Genomic DNA, 17,985 nt, shown 5'->3' with positions numbered 1-17,985 from the left:
TAACTGAATCCTCCCGGCCCCGTACCATGGGCCCATGGCCCGACGACCGAAGCATGATCCGCGCGAGTCCGAACGCGAGATTCTCGACGCCGCCGAGGCGCTGCTGCGTGAGCGGCCCTTCCGCGAGATGAGCGTCGACGCGGTGATGAGCCGGACCGGGCTCAAGCGACCCGCCTTCTACGTGCACTTCCGCGACCGGCACGACCTGGCTCTGCGCGTCGTCGAGAACACCGGCCGCACCCTGTTCGAGATGACCGATCGCTGGCTGCGCGGCGAGGATCCGGCCGCCGACGCTCGGCGTGCCTTCGAGGGCTTGGTCGAGGTGTACGTCGAGCACGGCGCGGTCCTGCGCGCGCTGTCCGACGCCGCCGGGAGCGACGAGAAGGTCGAGCGCGCCTACAAGGCGCTCGTCAGGCGTTTCGTCGAGGCGACCGTCCGGCACATCCGGGAGGAGCAGGACCGCGGCAGAATCGGCGAACTGGCGGACGTCGAGCAGACGGCCAGTGCCCTCATCTGGATGGACGAGAGGTACCTCTCCGAAGCGTTCGGCCGCGAACCGCACACCGATCCGCAGGTGGTCGTCGACGTCCTCTACAACATCTGGATGTCGACGCTCTATGGCGCCGCCCCTTCGGCGGCTGCACACCGGGGCGCCCCGCCGCTGCAAGCCGCGGAGCGGTAGCGGGACCGCGATCGGTGCCTGGCCGTGCCCGGGGCGATGGTCGGACGACGCCTGGTTCCGTCTCTTCACCGCCGGACAGCTGCCCCCTCAGACCCGCCGGGCGTCGTGCCGACTGCCGTTGAAACGATCGGCGATACGGTCCACGAGCCACACCGCACGGAGACCGGACCTGGACATGGCCGGCGCGGGGAAGAACCTGGGCTTCTCGCGCCACAGGGCGAGGAGGTCCTCGTGCGGGGTGTCGCCGACGATGTGGTCGGCGATCAGCTGTCCGAGGTAGGGGGCTTGCCCCAGGCCGTGCCCGTTGCAGCCGATCGAGTAGTGGATGTTGTCGGCGACCTGGCCCGCCACGGGCAGCCAGCTGGGCGTGACCGCCACCCAGCCGCCCCACGCGCGGTCGAACTCGACGTCCGCGAGGGAGGGGAAGTACGTCCTGAACCCCTCCAGGAGACCGGCCACGACCGACTCGTCGGCCGTGCGTCCTGGCGACAGCGGGTACCTTCCGCGCTGCAACCTGCGCACGCCGGTGACGATCGTGTTGCGCGATGTCAGCCGGAAGTTCTGCATGATGGCGTGCTGGGTGACGAGTCCGGACCGGCTGGTCCAGCCCAGAGCGGCAAGGCGGGCGGGATCGATCGGCGCGGTTTCGGCCTCCGTGACCCAGATCGGCGAGGCGAGTCGCTTCGGCGTGACCGCCAGCTCTCCACCGAACGCATTCGCGGCCAGGACTACCCGGTCGGCCCGGACCTGACCACCGGGTACCGAGACGCGAACGCCGGCGCCGGACGTCTGGACCTTTTCGACACGAGTTCGTTCGCATACGCGCACCTTTGAGGCGAGAAGGGTGCGACGGACACCCATGGTCAGCTTCCCCGGGTCCAGCATGCCGCCGACCGGTTCACGGACCCCGCCGATGAAGCCCCGCGGGATACCGAGCTCGGCGCTGTCCCCGACCTCGACCGTCGCGCCCGCTGCGGCAAGGATCTTGGCGACTCTGCGGACCCTGCCCATCTGGCCCTTCGACACCGCGACACCGACATTGCCTGTCGGCTCGTAGTCGCACTCGATGCCGAGGCGGTCGATGAGAGCCTCGATGAAGTGGGCGGAGTTCTCGGCGAACCTCACGATGGCGGGCAGACGCTTGGGATAGAGGAGATTGAGCAACTGGATGTCGCCGCCGGGCCCGCCCGCCAGCTGTCCGGCGTTTCGCGAACTCGAGCCATGGCCGCAGAACTCCGCCTCGAGCAGAACGACGTCGACTCCGCGTTCGGCCAGGCGCAGGGCGGTCGACATGCCGCCGAGCCCGCCACCCACGACCGCCACCTCGCAGGTCAGCCCGCCCTCTAGCGCTGGACTCACGTCGGAAGGCGCCTCGATCCATCCGGTGAACGTCCTGTAGTCGATGTCGTGGCGTGCCATCTCACCCTTCCTTGCCCGCGCTGCACCTGTGGTGCGAGCATCTGAATATCAAACTCAAATCGAGTTTGATATTCAGGTCGGACGATGTCAAGGGCAGGGACACGATGCCGCCGGAGAGCTGCTTGCTAGACTGTCGACTCATGATCGACTTTGCTTGTCCGGCCGGGGGGTCGCGTGGCTGAGGAACGTACCGGCGAGCCGAAACGCGGCCGCTCGGCAACCGCCACGGCGGGGGTGCCCCAGGCGCCTGCCCGGCCGGAAGCTGCACTGCAGCGTCGCGGGATGGCCCGCGTCAAGGCGATCCTGGACGCCGCGGACGAGATCCTGGCGGAGAGTGGCTACGAAGCGGCCACCCTCAAGGCGATCGGAGAACGGGCGGGCATCCCGACACCGTCCGTCTACCACTACTTCAAGGACCGCTACCAGGTGGACGCGGCCATCATCACGCGTCACAGCGACGCACTGCTCGGCGTGCTCGACGGCATCGACGGCGAGGCGTTCGGATCGGTCTCCGACGTCGTGGGCCTGGTGTTCGACCCGATCGTCGAGTACTTCCGGGCACACCCGAGCTGTGTCCAGCTCTGGTTCTCCGGTCGTCACGAGGCTCTGAGTGCCCAGTTCCAGAAGTTCGACGACCAGGTCGCGGAACGGCTGTGGCGACTGGGGATCGGTCGTGGACTGCTGCGCGTCGACACGCCGCTCCTTGTGATGAGGCTGGCGTTCGAAGCCGGCGGACGCCTCTTCGACGTCGCCTTCCAGCAGGACCCGAACGGGGACGAGCGGACGATGACCGAGGCGAAGCGGATGGTGACCGCCTATCTCGAGACCTACGCGGAGAAGGGCGCGGTCAACCGGGCCGACTGACACCTCCGGGGACCAGCCGGTGCCTGCGCCCTTCTGCGGCGCCGCACGCCAAGGGCGGGGCGGCCGTCGGCGGCCCCGCCCTTGGCGGTGTGTCACCGCAAGGGGGCGCCCCACCGCACCTCTTCCCGGATCCGGTTCTTGAGGAGCTTGCCCCCGGCGTTGCGCGGGAGCGCCTCGGTGACGACGGTGGCGTACTGGGGGACCTTGAAGTCGGCGAGCCGGTCCCGGCAGTGCGCAAGGACGGCGGCGAGGTCGATCTCGCCCCGGTCGCCGTAGAGGACGGCCCCGACCTTCTCGCCCATCACGTCGTCGGACACACCGAGGACCGCGGCGTCCGTGACTCCGGGGGCGGACAGCAGGACCGCCTCGACCTCCACACTTGAGACGTTCTCGCCGCCGCGGTTGATGATGTCCTTGATCCGGTCGACGATGTGGACACGTCCGGCGTCGTCCACCCGGACGATGTCGCCGGTGTGCAGCCACCCGTCCACGACTGCCGCTGCCGTGGCCTCCGGCCTGCGCCAATAGCCGGCCGTCACGTTGGCGCCGCGGACCACCAGCTCCCCGAAACCCGCGTCGTCCCCGATGGGGACGATGCCGAGGTCCACCGACGGAACCGCGTAGCCCACGGAATCCGCGTGTTCGACCGCGTCCCCGTCCGGCAGCACGGTGATCAGCGAGGCCGTCTCGCTCATGCCGTACCCGTTGATGACTCTGGCCTGCGGGAACGCCTCTCGGAGGGACCGCACCAGAACGGGGGCGATCGGCGCTCCCCCGTACGCCACCGTGCGCACGCCCGACACGTCGGCACCGACGAAAGCCGGGTGGCGCAGCAGCAGGGCGTACACCGCGGGCACGGTGACCAGGAAGGAGATCCGCTCGGCGGTGATCGCCTCCGGCAGCGCCGGCAGGTCGAGCGCCGGCATGATCACGGACGTGCCGCCGACGTACGCGGCGACCATGAGCTGGGCGTTGCAGGCGGTGACGTGGAACAGCGGCACGGAGATCAGCGTCCGCAGGTCGGGACCCGCGTCGCGCGCCATGCCGAGGCAGCGGACCATGTTCTCCGCGCTGGTGACGAATGCCTCGTGGGTGGTCGGCACCCCCTTGGGATGCCCGGTCGTCCCCGAGGTGTAGAAGAGCGCGACGACATCATCCCGGTCGGGGTCCGCCGTCACGTACGGAAGCCCGTCGGGCAGCGGGGCGTCGGCCGACAGGTCGACCCGCACGCCGGCGTCCTCAAGGACGAACTCGACCTCCGGCCGGGCGGACCGCGTGTTGACCGCGACGGCGATGCCGCCGGCCATGACCGTGCCCCAGAAGGCGAGCACCCAGTTCGTACCGGCCGGGTATCGCACGGCCACCCGGTCCCCGTGTGCCACGCCGAGGGCGCGAAGCCCGCCGGCGACGCGCGTCGCACGCTCCCACAGCTGCCCGTAGGTGAGTCGATCCCCGCCGAGCTCGACGAGGGCTTCGGCGTCGGGCCGTTCCTCGACGTGCTTGCGGAGCAGGTCGAGGAGCGTCGCGGGTACGTCCGCGTAGTGAGGGTCGCCGTTCGCGTCTCTTGTCAGGTCGTCCTGGGGAAAGGGATCACGCGCGCGCGTGAGGGGAATGATGGCGTGGGGCATGGCAGCGGCTCTCCTCGGAAGGGCGTGGACCGTCGGCGTACGCAAGGGCGTGGACCGTCGGCGTACGCACGGTGTACGGGGTGACCAGGGCGTCGCAGCGACTCGACCTCCCCGGTGCGAGGTCGCGGCGACGCCCTGGTCGGAGTCGAGTCGGGAGCGTCCCTGGTGCGCCGACTCGACGTCTTGGTGGCGCGGACTGCCGGCACGGATCGGGCCGGCACATGGTCAGCCGCGCAGGGCGGAGGCGAAGATCTTCGGCAGGGCCGTCCAGCGGGGCGAGGCGGCGAAGTCGGCGAGGAGCCGGCCCGTGGTGGCCGCCGTGCGGTTGCCGACGAACCACGGGGGCTTCGGGGACAGGGTCGTCTTGCCGTGCAGGATGGCCCGGGGCGCCGGGTGGAACGGACCGCGGACGACGGTGCGTTCCGGCCCGTCCAGGAGGAGGGCGTTGTGCACGACGCCGATGCCGCTCTGCACGTCGTCGAGGGTGTGGCCGGGGTAGGCGCCCCAGCTGGCGGTCGCGGTGAGGTAGCCGACGCCGGTCCACGCGTTCAGGGCGACCGTCCCGTAACGGAGCTCGGCGATGACCTTGTCGAGCGCCCCTCCGAGTGCGGCGATGGTCCGGGGGTGCGCGATCAGGTTCACCCCGAGCGTTCCGGCGAGCTTCTCGTTGGCGGTGTGGATCGCCTCGTCGAGGAACTGTCCCATGTCTCCGGGGAGTTCCAGCACCGCGAGGACCGGGCCGAAGTACTCGGTGGTCAGAGCGGGCCCCGGATCGGCCGGGTCGAGGTCCGTGAGGAGCACCCGGCCCCCGGCGAGGCGCCGCGCGTCGGCGTACGCGCCGACGGCCAGGTTCACTCGGTCGTCGCTGCCAGGGTAGTAGGCAGGGCGCGTCGGCGCGTCGGACAGCGCCTGCCGCAGATGGGTGAGGAAGCGGTCCTTCTGCGTCCAGTCGGAGCTGACGAGTACGACCTGGCTGGCGACGCAGTTGTAGCCGCCGTTGTGCAGCTTCTGGGTGGCGATGTGCTCGGCCTGGTAGCGCAGGTCTGCCTCGGACCAGTCGCCCGGGATCACGATCGTCGGGGATACCCCGCCCAGTTCGCTGGTCACCGGCTTGTCGAGCAGTGGGGTGCCGGCCGCCTTCCGGGCGTTGCCTTCCTTTCCCGGCCCGAAGACGATCGCGTCATGTGTGGCGGCGCTGCCGGTCATGTGGACGTGGGAGACCTTCGGGTGGTTCACGAGGTACCCGCCCACGTCGGCGCCGCCGGTGAGGATCCGTACCGCGCCCAGGTCGATCAGCGGGGCGAGGACCTCGCCGAAGACGTCGAGGAGGCCATCGGTGACCGGGTTGAGTTTGAGGGCCACCACCCGGTTGTTCGCGTACAGCTCGTACAGCACGTCCAGGATCGGGATCGAGGTGATGTTCCCCGCGCCGAGCACGACGCCGACACCGTTCGTCTCGGCCGGGCGGAGCTCGGCGAGGCCCGCGCGCGTCCGTACCTCCTCCTTGGTGACACCCGGGGGCATCCACACCTCTGCGCTGAAGCCGTTCAGGAGCAGCTGGTCCCAGATGCTGTGCGGCAGCACTCGGACCGACACGCGCCCACCGGGCGCCCGGCCGAAGGAGAAGCCGTCGACGGGGCTGCGGCCTTCCTCCAGGGCCTCGATGCTGGCGGCCAGCGAGCCCAGGGACGTGAGGACGGGGTACGGGCCGGTGATCCACTCCTCCCCGACCAGCGGGCTGTCCTCCGGCAGGCGCTTGTACGAGACGGCCGCGCGCACCCACTCCTCCGCGTGCTCGGCGGTGGCGGCATGCATCTGCTCCAACAGCTCGCGCCGTTTCGCCCTGTCGCAGGCGGCCCACGCGGCCTCGCCGCGGACCAGGTCGTCGACGACCCGGTCGATCTCCCACACCTGCTCGGTGGTCGGCGACGACGTGGCCATCAGACGGCTCCCTTGATGAGGTCGGCCGCCTTCTCCGCGACCATGATCGTGGGCGCGTTGGTGTTGCCGCGCGGCACCGACGGGAAGACGGAGGCGTCGACGACCCGTAGGCCCTGCACGCCGAACACACGCAGCTCGGAGTCGACAACCGAGCCGATGGCGCAGGTCGACGTCGGGTGGAACAGTGTCTGGCCGGACCGCCGGGCCCAGGCGAGGAGTCCCGCGTCAGAGTCCGAGGCCGGCACGTCGAACGGCTCCGTGACCAGGTCGGCGACGGCCGACTGCGCGGCAATGTCCAGGGCGATCCGGATTCCCGCGACGATCGCATCCCGGTCCTCTGACGTCGTCAGGTAGTTGTGCACGATCCGCGGCGCCGCGTCGGGGCGCGGGGAGCGCAGGGTGACCGAGCCGCGGCTGGTCGGGGCGACCACGCACGGGCCGAAGGAGAAGCCGTGCTCCACAGGGGCGCCGAGCCCTTCCTGGTGGAAGAGCACCGGGGCGGCGTGGAACTGCACGTCGGGGGCGTCCAGTTCGGGTCGGCTGCGGAAGAATCCGCCGGCCTCGCCGATGTTGGAGGTCAGCGGGCCGCGTCCCTCGCTCTGCAGCAGGGCGGCGTTCTCCGCGGTGGCGGCGCTGATGAGCGACTCGGTGTCGGTACGGAAGTTCAGCAGGGTCATGTAGTGGTCCTGCAGGCCCTGGCCGACCGGCAGCTCCTGGACGACATCGATACCGAAGGGGGCCAGGGCGGTGGCGGGCCCGACGCCGGAGAGCATCAACAGCTTCGGGGACTCGTACGCGCCGGCGGACAGGATCACCTCGCGCTCGGCGCGGATCACCTCGACGGTGCCGTCTCGTTCCACCTCGACGCCCGTGGCGCGACCGTCTTCGATCACCACGCGGTGGGCGAGGGCCGACGGGATCACGGTGAGGTTCGGCCGTTCGAGGGCGGGGTGCAGATAGGCGACAGCCGCGCTGCAGCGCAGGCCGTCGCGCTGGGTGAGCTGGTAGCGCCCGACGCCGAACTGCGTCTCGCCGTTGAAGTCGTCGTTGGCCTTGTGCCCTGCCTGCTGAGCGGCCTGCACGAAGGCGGAGGAGAGCCGGTGCACGGACCGGCCGTCGCTGACGGTCAGCGGCCCGCCCGCGCCGTGGTGGTCGTCCGCGCCGCGCTCGTTGTCCTCGGCGCGCTTGAAGTACGGCAGGACGTCTTCGTACGACCAGCCGGTCGCCCCGGCCGCGGCCCAACCGTCGTAGTCGGCACGGCTGCCGCGGATGTAGATCATCGCGTTGATCGAGCTGGAACCGCCGAACACCCTGCCCCGGGGCAGGTAGGCCCGGCGCCCGCCGATGCCGGGCTCCGGGTCGGTGTCCAGGTCCCAGTCGAGGCCGGACTTGAACAGCTGCGGGAAGGCCGCCGGAACGTGGATCTCCTGCGCGGTGTCGGGCCCGCCGGCCTCGATCAGGGCCACCCGGACCGCAGGGTCCTCCGACAGCCGCGCAGCGAGGACACAGCCTGCGGATCCTGCACCGACAATGACGTAGTCGTACATATTCATCCCGTCCCTTGAATGAAGAGTGCGTGGTCACGAACGAAGGGGTGGAGCTCATGCGGGTGAAGGGCCCGCGCTCCTCGGCTCGCCGCTATGTCAGAGGGGCCCGATGACGCCCCGGGCGCCGGGGTGAACTCCGCGGATCGAGGCACTGCGTCAGGAAGTCGAGCTGATCGGCGAGCGCTCGCGCCTGTCCCGGTCCGTCGTAGACGTCGAGATGGTCGACCGGGTACTCGCGCAACTGGGCCACACTGCCGGCCCTGTCGGCCGTCCGGCGCGCCGCCTCGGGCGGCGCGATGCGATCGTTCGTGCCGACCTGCACCAGAATCGGGCAGGTCAGGCGTCCGACGAAGGTGCTGGGCCGGTTCAGTCCGACCTTGAGCGCCGCACGGGCACACACCTCGTTGCGGAAGGTGGGGCCGGCGAACGAGGCGGCGGTCTTCAGGGCGTCGGGGAGGGTCATCATCGCGAGGGATCCGGGATCCCCCACGACCGGCACCTGGTGCGGCGGTCGGCCTGCGAGGGCGCGAGCGGCGTCCCGCAGACCGTGCCCGGCCAGGCGGCGCAGCGGGCGGACCCCGGCGTGGCGCAGGAGATGCGCCAGCGAGGCGAGGCCGTCCGTCACCGGCGTCAGGGACACGACAGCCGCGGCCCGGCCGTCCTGCGCCGCGACCACGAGGGCGTGACCTCCGGCGTACGAGGCGCCCCACAGCGCGACCCGGTCCGGATCGACGCCGGGCAGCCGGCGGACGGCCGCGAGGGCGGCGTGGTAGTCCTGCCGCTGGCGCCGGACGGAGACGTCCTGGCGTGGCCTGCCGCCGGAGTCCCCGAAGCCGCGGTAGTCGAAGACGAGCGAGTCGATACCGGCCTCGGCGAACGGCTCGGCGTAGTTCAGCAGGCCGCTGTCACGGGTCCCGCCGAAGCCGTGGGCCATCACGACACACGGTCGACCGTCCGGACCCGTCAGTGCCTCGTTCGTGGCAGGCACGTGCCAGGCCGCGCAGGTGACGCCGTGGCTGGTGAAGCGGATCTCCCTCTTCATCACGCTCCCTCCGACCGGGACGTCGACCGTGCGGGCGCCGCGGGGGCAGCGCTTCTGGTGAACTGCAGCGCGTTGTCGTCGACCGGCTCCTCACGCAGCCGCTCGATGTCCTTCTCGTACGCCATCTCGACCGTCCACGGTCCCTTGGTCCCGCGGCGGGGAAACATTCCGATCCCGCGCTGGACGTAGCCCGAGGTCAGGTCCATGTAGGGCAGGCGGTCCATCGTCGCGTCCTTCAGGACCGGTTCGACAGTGGTGTAGCCGTAGGTGTCCATGTGGTCGAGCAGGCGACAGAAGTGCTCGCAGACCAGGTCGACCTTGAGCGTCCAGGAGAGGTTCGTGTAGCCCAGCGCGAACACGAAGTTGGGCACCCCGGAGAGCATCATGGCCTTGTACGCCGTCGTGTCCGGCACGTGTACCTGCTGCTTGTCGATGCTCAGCGGGATCTTGCCGAAGACCGCCATGGTGAGACCGGTCGCGGTCACGACGACGTCGGCGTCGAGTTCCTGGCCGGACTTCAGCCGGATACCGGTCTCGGTGAACCGTTCGATGTGGTCCGTGACGACCGAGGCACGTCCGGAAGAGATCGCCTTGAAGAGGTCGCCGTTGGGTACCACGCAGAGCCGCTGGTCCCAGGGCGCGTAATGCGGCGTGAAGTGGGTGTCGACATCGAAGTGCCGGGGCAACTGCCGTCGCACGCCCGAGATCAGCAGCCTGCGCGTCAGCCTCGGGGCGCGACGGCAGGCCTTGAAGAGCCCGCGGGCGACGAAGACGTTCTTGCGCCGGATGACCTCGTGGGCGCGTCGGTGGCCGAGGAGTGTCCTGAGCGCGTTGGCGATCGCGTCCTTGGCCGGCATCGAGAACACGTAGCTGGGCGAGCGCTGGAGCATCGTGACGTGGGCCGCCGTGCGGGCCATGGAGGGGATGAGGGTGACGGCGGTGGCGCCGCTGCCGATCACCACCACCCGCTTGCCCGCGTAGTCCAGCTCGTGCGGCCAGTGCTGGGGGTGGACGACACGGCCTGCGAAGTCCTCGATGCCGGGGAACTCGGGGGTGAAGCCCGCGTCGTGGTCGTACGGACCGGTGCCCACGAACAGGAAGCGCGCCGTGAACCGTACCGTCCGGCCAGCGGAGCGGGCCGTGACGGTCCAGCGACCGGTCGCCGTCGAGAAGTCGGCACCGATCACGCGGTGACCGAGGCGGACGTGTCCGGTCAGATCGTTCTCGGCGGCCGTCTGCCGCAGGTAGTCGAGAATCAGGTGCCCGTCGGCGATCGACTTCTGATGGGTCCACGGCCTGAATCCGAAACCGAACGTCGGCATGTCCGAGTCGGAGCGGATGCCGGGGTACTGGAACAGGCTCCACGTGCCGCCGACCTCGTCCCGTGCCTCCAGGATCGCGAACGACGTGCCGGGGCGATGGGCACGGAGGTGACTGCCCATGCCGATGCCCGAGATCCCGGCACCGATGATCAGTACGTCGACATCGTCATCAGAGGTGGCCCCGGAGGGCGTCCGGCTGGTGGTCGTGCTGGTCACTGGTGCCTCCTGGCCGCGGGGGTGAAGGAATGCGCGGGGTCGGCGCCCGTCGCTCGGGTGGCCCTCCGGCCGAGTTCGGCGCGTGCGAGGGCGTTCTTGTGCACCTCGTCGGGACCGTCGGCGAAGCGCAGCGAGCGGATGCCGGAGTAGGCGCGGGCGAGCGGGAAGTCCTGGGACAGGCCGCCGGCTCCGTGGATCTGGATCGCCTTGTCGAGAATCCACTGGACCGTCCTGGGCGTGGCGATCTTGATGGCCTGGATCTCCGTGTGGGCGCCCTTGTTGCCGACGGTGTCCATCAGCCAAGCCGTCTTGAGGACGAGAAGGCGCAGCTGCTCGATCCGCACCCTCGACTCTGCGATCCAGTCGCGGATCACGCCCTGGCGGGCGAGAGGCTTGCCGAAGGCCACCCGCTCCTCGGCGCGGGTGCACATCAGGTCGATGGCCCGCTCGGCGACGCCGATGAAGCGCATGCAGTGATGAATCCGTCCCGGGCCGAGGCGGGCCTGGGCGATCGCGAATCCGTCGCCTTCCTGGCCGATGAGGTTCGCGGCCGGGACCCGTACGTCGTGGAACACCATCTCGGCGTGGCCGCCGTGGTCGTGGTCGTCGTACCCGAAGACCTCCATGGACCGTCTGATCTCGAGGCCGGGGGTGTCGCGGGGGACGAGGATCATCGACTGCCGGCGGTGCCGGTCGGCCTCGGGGTCGGTCCGGCCCATCACGATGAACACCCGGGCGTTGGGGTTCATCGCCCCGGTGATCCACCACTTCCGCCCGTTGATCACGTACGTGTCGCCGTCCCGGACGATCGACGTGGCGATGTTGGTGGCATCGGAGGACGCGACGTCGGGCTCCGTCATCGCGAAGGCGGAGCGGATCTCACCGGCAAGCAGTGGTTCCAGCCACTCCTTGCGCTGGGCCTCGGTGCCGAACATGGACAGCACTTCCATGTTGCCGGTGTCCGGTGCCGCGCAGTTGAGCGCGGCCGGCGCGAGTTCCGGCGAATGGCCGGTGATCTCGGCGAGGGGCGCGTACTGCAGGTTGGTGAGCCCGGCGCCCTCCTCACCGGGAAGGAAGAGATTCCACAGGCCGCGGCGGCGGGCCTCGGCTCGCAGCTCGTCGAGCACGGGTACCGAGTCCCAGGACCAGCGCTCCTCCAGGGCCCCGAGCTGCTGCTCGAACACGGTTTCCGCGGGGTGGATGTGGCTCCACATCAGGTCCTGGAGGTTCTCGCGGAGCATCTCGGTGCGGCGGTCGAAAGCGAAGTGCATGGTCAGTGTTCCTTGAGTGCGGCAAGACCGGCGTCCAGAAGGGGGTGGACCACGTCGCCGATCCGGTCGAAACCGGGGCCGACCGTCTGCCCCTTGAGGTGGCGGTAGTGGATGCCTTCGAGGATCGCGGCGAGCTTGAAGGCCGCGAGGCCGAGGTGGAACCCGAGGTCGCCGAGGTCGCGCGCACTACGGTTGGCGTAGCGGGCGACGATCTCCGCCTCGGTCAGAAAACCGGGCGCCAGGCCGGCGTCGGGGGCGACCTCGGCACCGACGAGGCGGGCGAGCCGGGTGTAGAGCAGCATCAGCGCCAGGTCGGTGACCGGATCGCCGACGGAGGCCATCTCCCAGTCGATGACCGCGCGGAGCCGGTCGTCGCCGTCGACCAGGACGTTGTCGAGGCGGAAGTCTCCGTGGACGATTCCGGGCCGGGCCGCGGCGTCCGCCGCCGGGGCCCGCTCCTCCAGCGCGGCGTGCAAGCTGATGGCGTCGGGCAGGTCACGGGAGTACGAGGCACCCAACTGGCGTCGCCAGCGCGCGACCTGCCGGGTGAGAAAGCCCTCGGGGCGGCCGAAGCCGCCGAGCCCGACGGCGTCCGGGTCCACCGTGTGGAGGGCGGCGAGGGTGTCGACGAGAGCGCCGGAGATCCGCCGGACCCGGTGCGGGCCGAGCGGCTTCAGGTCGGCCGCCGTGCGGTACGGCCTGCCGGGGACTGCTTCCATGACGTAGAACTCGGCGCCCAGGACGCCGGTGTCGAGACACAGGCCGTGCATGGCGGGCACGGGGACGGGGGTGTCGGCGAGCGCCGCCATCACCGCGTACTCGCGTCCCATGTCGTGGGCCGTGGCGAGGATGTGGCCCAGGGGCGGCCGGCGCAGGATCCAGTGGGACGCGCCGTCGCTGAGGCGGTAGGTCAGATTGGACTTGCCGCCGGTGATCAGGGTGGCCGTCAGCATGCCGGCACGCACGGTCGGCACCGTCTCGGTGAACCAGGAGCGGAGCCGGGCGAGGTCGAGCCCCGGAGTCGCGTCTGCCGCGTGCGCTCCCATCAGGCACCGCCCGCGGCTGCGAGGCCGCCGTCGACGACCACGGTCCGACCCGTCATCCACGCCGCGTCCCCGGAGAGCAGGAACGCCACCGCGCCGGCGATGTCATCGGGGGTTCCGAGTCGCATCAGCGGGTACTCCGCCGCGACCGCGTCTTCTCTCCCCTCGTAGAGCGCGGCGGCGAACTTCGTCTTCACCACGGCGGGCGCGACCGCGTTGACCCGGACACGCGGGCTCATCTCGACGGCCAGTTCCTTGGTGAGATGCATCAGCATCGCCTTGCTCGCGCCGTACATTCCGATGCCGGGCTCCGGTCGGATACCGCTGAGCGAGGCCACGTTGACGACCGCGCCGCCGTGTCCGGACATCCACGCCTTGTAGGTCTTCTGGACCCATGACAGCGCGGACAGGACGTTGACCTCGACCACGTTCCGGGCCACGGTGGGGTCGAGTTCCATCAGCGGCCCGTACACCGGGTTGATGCCGGTGTTGTTGACCAGCAGGTCGGCGCCGCCGAACGTGTCGATCGCCCGGGTGACGGCCTCTTCCTGGTGGGCGGTGTCTGCGGCGTGCCCGGCGACGCCGAGTGCGTGGTCGGGTCCGCCGAGGCCGGCGACAGCCTCGGCCAGTGCATCTGCCCTGCGCCCGGTGATCACGACCTTCGCGCCTTCGGCGACGAGTCGTCCGGCTATGGCGAGACCGATGCCACGGCTGGCCCCGGTGATGATCGCGGTCTGTCCCGCGAATCTGTCGGACATGGTTCCTTGCTTCTCCTCGAACGGGGAGTGGACTGCGGAGGTGGCCATCGGCAGGAAGTCACCCGCGGGCGGCGCTGTTCACCCCGCACAACAAAACCCAAAATCGACTTGAATTTGAGTTTAGGGCGCACCTTCGAGCTGTCAACCCTCAGGACGACAAGGGTCCACACCCCTGGCTGATACGATCTCGAATCGTGTTCGAGAAAGGCTTGACTGTGCAGACACCCTCGCGCCCGGCCGGGGCGCAGCGGCGCGGGATCGCACGGAGGCGGGCCATACTCGACGCCGCCGAGGTGCTACTCGGCGAGCAGGGCTACGAGGCGGCCACACTGAAGGCGATAGGAGAGCGAGCGGGCATACCCGTCGCCTCCGTCTACCACTACTTCTCCCACCGCCACCAGGTCGAGGCCGAACTCCTGCGGCGCCACGCCCACGAGCTGGACTCCCGCATCGGCGCCACGCTGGAGGAGAAGCGGCCTCACACGCTCTCCGGCGTGGCCGACGCGGTGATCGATCCGCTGCTCGACTACTTCCGCGGCCACCCCAGCTGTGCAGAACTGTGGTTCAAGGGAAGCTCCGAGACGGTCGGCGAGCACGTCCGCGCATTCGACGAGGCCCAAGCCGAGCGCGTCTGGAGGCTCCTGGTCGCCCGCGACCTCGTCCCCGCCGACCTGCCCGTCCTCGTCGTGCAGCTCGCCTTCGAGGTGGGCAACCGGCTCTTCGAAGCGGCCTTCCGGCGCTCACCGGAGGGCGACGACGCCACCATCCACGAAGCGCGCCGCATCGTGATCGCGTACGTGGAGTCCTACGTCATCGAAGGGCGCGTCCGCCGGAGCTGATCCTCCTGCCCATCGAGGGCCGGCGACGGCGTCACCGGGCCCGGGGCGCCACTCACAGGCCGTGGCGGTTGACGTTGCGCGACCGGCCGTGCATAAATGCGGAGTCGATTCGAGATCGACTTGCCTTCGACTGGCCCATTCCCGGCGTGATCGCCTCTCTTCTCACGGCCCGCAGCCCGGCACCCGGCATACGGCGGTGATCCACGGCTGCCCCCGCGTCCGCCGGAAGAGGCCCCACCCCCTCGTACGGGCCCCCTCGCCCGTCACTCTTCAGCGCCCGGAGGTTTCCTTGCGCGCCTTCTTCGTCCCCACTCCCCCGGGCGGTCCGCCCGCCTCGCCAGGTGGCGCCGACCCCGATGGCACCGGCCGGGGTGTCCGGCGAGCGTTCCTGGTCGTCAACGCGGTCCCCCTGGCCATCGGCGTGATGCTGTCCTGCGCCCCCGTGATCGCCGGCGTCACCGTGTACGGGCAACTCACACTCGGCGTCGTATGGGTCTTCCTGCAACTCGGCCTGTTCCTCACCAGTACGTGGTGGTACGAGGACCGGTCCACGCGTCTGTGCGCCGGCGTGGACGAGGACACGGCAGGCGGCCCGCCCTCAGCCGGAACCACGGGAATGCCCTCCCCTCGACGGCCCGGACGGTGAGGCGGTGACGACGCAGCTTCTCCTGAGCTGGGGCTCGGTCGACCCGGTCGGCCCGGCCGCCCGGGGCCCCGTGATCAGCGCCTTTCTGGTCTTCATCGGCCTCTGCCTGCTGTGGGTCTTCACTCTCGCCTCCCAGGACGATCACCCGGAGAGGCTCTACGTCGCCGATCGGTCGCTCTCCCCGGTCTTCAACGGGTTCGCGCTGGCAGGCGAGCACATCACGGTCGTCACCCTGTTCGCGGCGCCGGGGGCGGTCGCCCTCTTCGGCTACGACGGATTCGCCTCCGTCATCGCCGACAGCGTCATCGCGCTCGGCGTTCTTCTCATCCTCGCCCAGAAGATCCGCGACAGCGGCCGCTACACACTCGGAGGGCTCTTCTCCCTGCGCGCGTCCGGACCGGGGACGCGTACGGCAGCCGTCGTGGTGACGCTCGTCATCACCGTGCCCCTGCTCATGGTCCAGCTACGCGCGGCAGGCATCAGCGCGGCCCTCCTGATCGGCATGTCGAGCCCCGCCGCCCAGGTGGCCTGCACCGTGATGATGGGCTGCCTCATCGCCTGCTTCGCCGCCGTGGCGGACCTGAGGGGCACCACCTTCGTCCAGGTCGTCAAGGTGCCCGTGACGCTGTTGGTGCTCACCGTGGTCACCCTGCTCGCCCTGAGCACGTTCTCGTGGAATCCCGGCGACCTGCTGTCGGCCGCCAGGGAGCAGAGCACGGCGCCGGACAGGTACCTGAGCCCGGGACTCTGGGCGCACACCGTGAATCTCGGCCCGATGAACACGATCAGCGACCACCTCGTCGTGATTCTCGGCACGGCGATGATGCCGCACCTCGTACTCCGCATCGCCGCATCGCGAAGCGGGAGGTCGGCCCGGCGCTCCACGAGCCTCTCGGTGGGACTGACGGGCGCGTTCTATCTCCTCCTGGCCACGACCGGGTTCGCGGCGGCAGCCGTGGTCGGCAGCAAGGAGATCGGCGCGGTCGACGCGAACGGTCAAGGGGCCGCGATCCTGCTCGCCTCCGACGTGATCGGGCACGGGTCGACGTCACGCGTGGTGCTCATCACCCTCGTGGCGTGCGTCGCGTTCCTCGCCGTGCTGACCGCGGTGACCAGTGTGACCTTCGCCGCTTCGGTCACCCTCACCCACGACGTCCTCACCCGGACCGGCCGTTCCCTCACCGGAGCCGGAGAGATAAGGGCCCTTCGCCTCTCTGTCGTCCTCCTGTGCGTCGGGGGAATGGCACTGTCCGTCGCCTTCCACCGGTATCCCGTCGAGTTCTTGGTGACCTTCTCGCTCGGCGTGGGGGCGACATGTGTCTTTCCCGCGCTCGTCTACTCCTTCTTCTGGCGGAAGTTCAATCGTCGGGGTCTCCTGTGGTGCGTCTACGGGGGGCTGATCGTCTGCACCGTACTGACGGTCTTCTCTCCCACCGTTTCCGGGACGGACTACGCGCTGCTGCCGCAGGCGGACTTCGACTGGTACCCGCTCCACACATCGGGCGTGGTCTCCGTGCCTACGGCATTCCTTCTGGGCTGGCTGGGCAGCACGAGACCACCACGAGGGGCCGTGCTCGAGTCCCGACCGGCCGACACCGCAAAGGCGTAAGTCCCTCCACCGGGCCGGCCGGCGCACCTCCGAGTTCCACCGGCCGGACAGAGCTTGACAGGCTCTCGGCGGACACCCTTAGAGTCAAAACTCGACTTTGATTTGATATCAAGTTTAGCCAAGCCTGCTGTTCGCTCATCGGCGACGGCACCGGGATGGAGAAGGACTCACATGATCGCGACTCGCTTCACCGAGACATTCGGGGTGGATCACCCGGTCGTCTGCGGCGGGATGACCGGCGTCGGCACGGCGGAACTCATCTCCGCAGTGGCCGAGGCCGGCGCCCTGGGATTCCTTACGGCCCTGACCCAGCCCACTCCGGAGGCGCTGGCGCGGGAGATCGCGCGATGCCGCGAGATGACCGACAAGCCGTTCGGCATCAATCTGACCATCCTCCCCACCCTCAAGCCTGTGCCCTACGCGGAGTACCGGGCAGCGATCATCGAGAGCGGGATCACGGTGGTCGAGACGGCCGGCAGCAATCCGGCCGAGCACGTGGCCGCCTTCAAGGCTGCGGGCGTCAAGGTGATCCACAAGGCGGTGGCCGTACGGCATGCCGTCAAGGCGCAGAAGCTCGGTGTGGACGCGGTGAGCATCGACGGCTTCGAATGCGCGGGGCACCCCGGCGAGGAGGACATCCCCGGCCTCGTCCTCATCCCCGCCGCCGTACGTCGGCTGGACATCCCGGTCATCGCCAGCGGCGGCTTCGCGACCGGCAGCGGCCTCGCCGCCGCCCTGTCGCTCGGAGCCTGCGCCATCAACATGGGCACCCGGTTCGTCGCCAGCGCGGAGGCGCCGGTGCACCCCAACGTCAAGGCGCAGATCGTCGCCAACGACGAACGGGCAACGCAGCTCGTCTTCCGGGAGTTCGGCAACACCGGCCGAGTCGCCCGGAACGCGATCTCCGAGGAGATCGTCACCCGGTCGCGGCGCCCCGGAGCCGTCTTCGAGGACGTCGCCGAGCTGGCGTCGGGCGCCCGCGGCCGTACCCGCGTACTCCAGGACGGGCAGATGGACGACGGTCTGTGGTGGGCCGGCCAGGCGCAGGGGCTCATCGAGTCCGTCGCCACCTGCGACGAGATCGTCAGCAGCATCGTGACCGACGCCGAGAAGATCATCGACCGGCTCGCCGGACTGCGCGGATGAGCCCGTACACCC

The 17,985-nt window shown here is 69.9% G+C and carries 15 protein-coding genes; 6 read left to right on the top strand and 9 right to left on the bottom strand.

Going from position 1 to position 17,985, the window contains the following annotated elements; all coding sequences use genetic code 11:
- Nucleotides 1-34 precede the first annotated feature (34 nt).
- The gene (locus ACGFMM_RS00830) at nucleotides 35-682 is read left to right on the top strand and encodes a TetR/AcrR family transcriptional regulator (protein ID WP_393641844.1); all 648 of its coding nucleotides are present in this window, start codon (nucleotides 35-37) and stop codon (nucleotides 680-682) included.
- Between the two features lie 87 nt (nucleotides 683-769).
- Here ACGFMM_RS00830 and ACGFMM_RS00825 read toward each other — a convergent pair whose 3' ends face one another.
- Nucleotides 770-2,101, bottom strand: coding sequence for an NAD(P)/FAD-dependent oxidoreductase (locus ACGFMM_RS00825; RefSeq protein ID WP_393641843.1), 1,332 nt, complete (start codon nucleotides 2,099-2,101; stop codon nucleotides 770-772).
- 282 nt (nucleotides 2,102-2,383) lie between these two features.
- Between ACGFMM_RS00825 and ACGFMM_RS00820 the strand changes: the two genes are divergently transcribed.
- The gene (locus ACGFMM_RS00820) at nucleotides 2,384-2,965 is read left to right on the top strand and encodes a TetR/AcrR family transcriptional regulator (RefSeq protein WP_393641841.1); all 582 of its coding nucleotides are present in this window, start codon (nucleotides 2,384-2,386) and stop codon (nucleotides 2,963-2,965) included.
- Between the two features lie 92 nt (nucleotides 2,966-3,057).
- Here ACGFMM_RS00820 and ACGFMM_RS00815 read toward each other — a convergent pair whose 3' ends face one another.
- The 8 genes from ACGFMM_RS00815 to ACGFMM_RS00780 all read right to left on the bottom strand — a co-directional run bounded on the left by ACGFMM_RS00815 (nucleotide 3,058) and on the right by ACGFMM_RS00780 (nucleotide 13,733).
- Entirely contained in the window at nucleotides 3,058-4,593 is a 1,536-nt protein-coding gene (locus ACGFMM_RS00815; protein WP_393641839.1) for a class I adenylate-forming enzyme family protein, read from the bottom strand.
- A 225-nt stretch (nucleotides 4,594-4,818) separates the two neighbouring features.
- Nucleotides 4,819-6,534 carry an aldehyde dehydrogenase family protein gene (locus tag ACGFMM_RS00810; protein WP_393641838.1) on the bottom strand — a complete coding sequence of 572 codons (1,716 nt, stop codon included), beginning with the start codon at nucleotides 6,532-6,534 and terminating at the stop codon, nucleotides 4,819-4,821.
- A complete protein-coding gene (locus ACGFMM_RS00805) occupies nucleotides 6,534-8,087 on the bottom strand; it encodes a GMC family oxidoreductase (protein WP_393641836.1) in 1,554 nt (517 codons plus the stop codon). The genes ACGFMM_RS00810 and ACGFMM_RS00805 overlap by 1 nt, the downstream gene beginning before the upstream one ends.
- 85 nt (nucleotides 8,088-8,172) lie before the next feature.
- Nucleotides 8,173-9,123 carry an alpha/beta hydrolase gene (locus ACGFMM_RS00800; RefSeq protein WP_393641834.1) on the bottom strand — a complete coding sequence of 317 codons (951 nt, stop codon included), beginning with the start codon at nucleotides 9,121-9,123 and terminating at the stop codon, nucleotides 8,173-8,175.
- Nucleotides 9,123-10,661, bottom strand: a complete 1,539-nt coding sequence (locus ACGFMM_RS00795) for a flavin-containing monooxygenase (protein WP_393641832.1) — start codon at nucleotides 10,659-10,661, stop codon at nucleotides 9,123-9,125. The genes ACGFMM_RS00800 and ACGFMM_RS00795 overlap by 1 nt, the downstream gene beginning before the upstream one ends.
- Complete coding sequence (locus ACGFMM_RS00790; RefSeq protein WP_393641831.1) at nucleotides 10,658-11,932, bottom strand: acyl-CoA dehydrogenase family protein; 1,275 nt, start codon at nucleotides 11,930-11,932, stop codon at nucleotides 10,658-10,660. Before ACGFMM_RS00790 ends, ACGFMM_RS00795 begins: the two co-directional genes overlap by 4 nt.
- Before the next feature lie 2 nt (nucleotides 11,933-11,934).
- On the bottom strand, nucleotides 11,935-12,978 hold the full coding sequence (locus ACGFMM_RS00785; RefSeq protein WP_393641829.1) for a phosphotransferase family protein: 1,044 nt from the start codon (nucleotides 12,976-12,978) through the stop codon (nucleotides 11,935-11,937).
- On the bottom strand, nucleotides 12,978-13,733 hold the full coding sequence (locus ACGFMM_RS00780) for an SDR family oxidoreductase (protein WP_393641827.1): 756 nt from the start codon (nucleotides 13,731-13,733) through the stop codon (nucleotides 12,978-12,980). Before ACGFMM_RS00780 ends, ACGFMM_RS00785 begins: the two co-directional genes overlap by 1 nt.
- 215 nt (nucleotides 13,734-13,948) lie before the next feature.
- Between ACGFMM_RS00780 and ACGFMM_RS00775 the strand changes: the two genes are divergently transcribed.
- The 4 genes from ACGFMM_RS00775 (at nucleotide 13,949) to ACGFMM_RS00760 (ending at nucleotide 17,973) form a co-directional block, all read left to right on the top strand.
- Nucleotides 13,949-14,572 carry a TetR/AcrR family transcriptional regulator gene (locus ACGFMM_RS00775; RefSeq protein ID WP_393641825.1) on the top strand — a complete coding sequence of 208 codons (624 nt, stop codon included), beginning with the start codon at nucleotides 13,949-13,951 and terminating at the stop codon, nucleotides 14,570-14,572.
- A 289-nt stretch (nucleotides 14,573-14,861) separates the two neighbouring features.
- Entirely contained in the window at nucleotides 14,862-15,218 is a 357-nt protein-coding gene (locus ACGFMM_RS00770; RefSeq protein ID WP_393641823.1) for a hypothetical protein, read from the top strand.
- A gap of 4 nt (nucleotides 15,219-15,222) precedes the next feature.
- A complete protein-coding gene (locus ACGFMM_RS00765; protein ID WP_393641821.1) occupies nucleotides 15,223-16,827 on the top strand; it encodes a transporter in 1,605 nt (534 codons plus the stop codon).
- A gap of 171 nt (nucleotides 16,828-16,998) precedes the next feature.
- Nucleotides 16,999-17,973 (top strand): NAD(P)H-dependent flavin oxidoreductase, encoded by a 975-nt coding sequence (locus tag ACGFMM_RS00760; protein WP_393641819.1) that lies wholly within the window; start codon nucleotides 16,999-17,001, stop codon nucleotides 17,971-17,973.
- Nucleotides 17,974-17,985 lie beyond the last annotated feature (12 nt).

It is taken from the genome of Streptomyces sp. NPDC048604 (genome assembly GCF_043199435.1).
In the GTDB taxonomy this organism is placed as follows: domain Bacteria; phylum Actinomycetota; class Actinomycetes; order Streptomycetales; family Streptomycetaceae; genus Streptomyces.
Note: the sequence above shows the minus strand (reverse complement) of the source record. Positions and strands in the feature narration are given on the sequence as shown.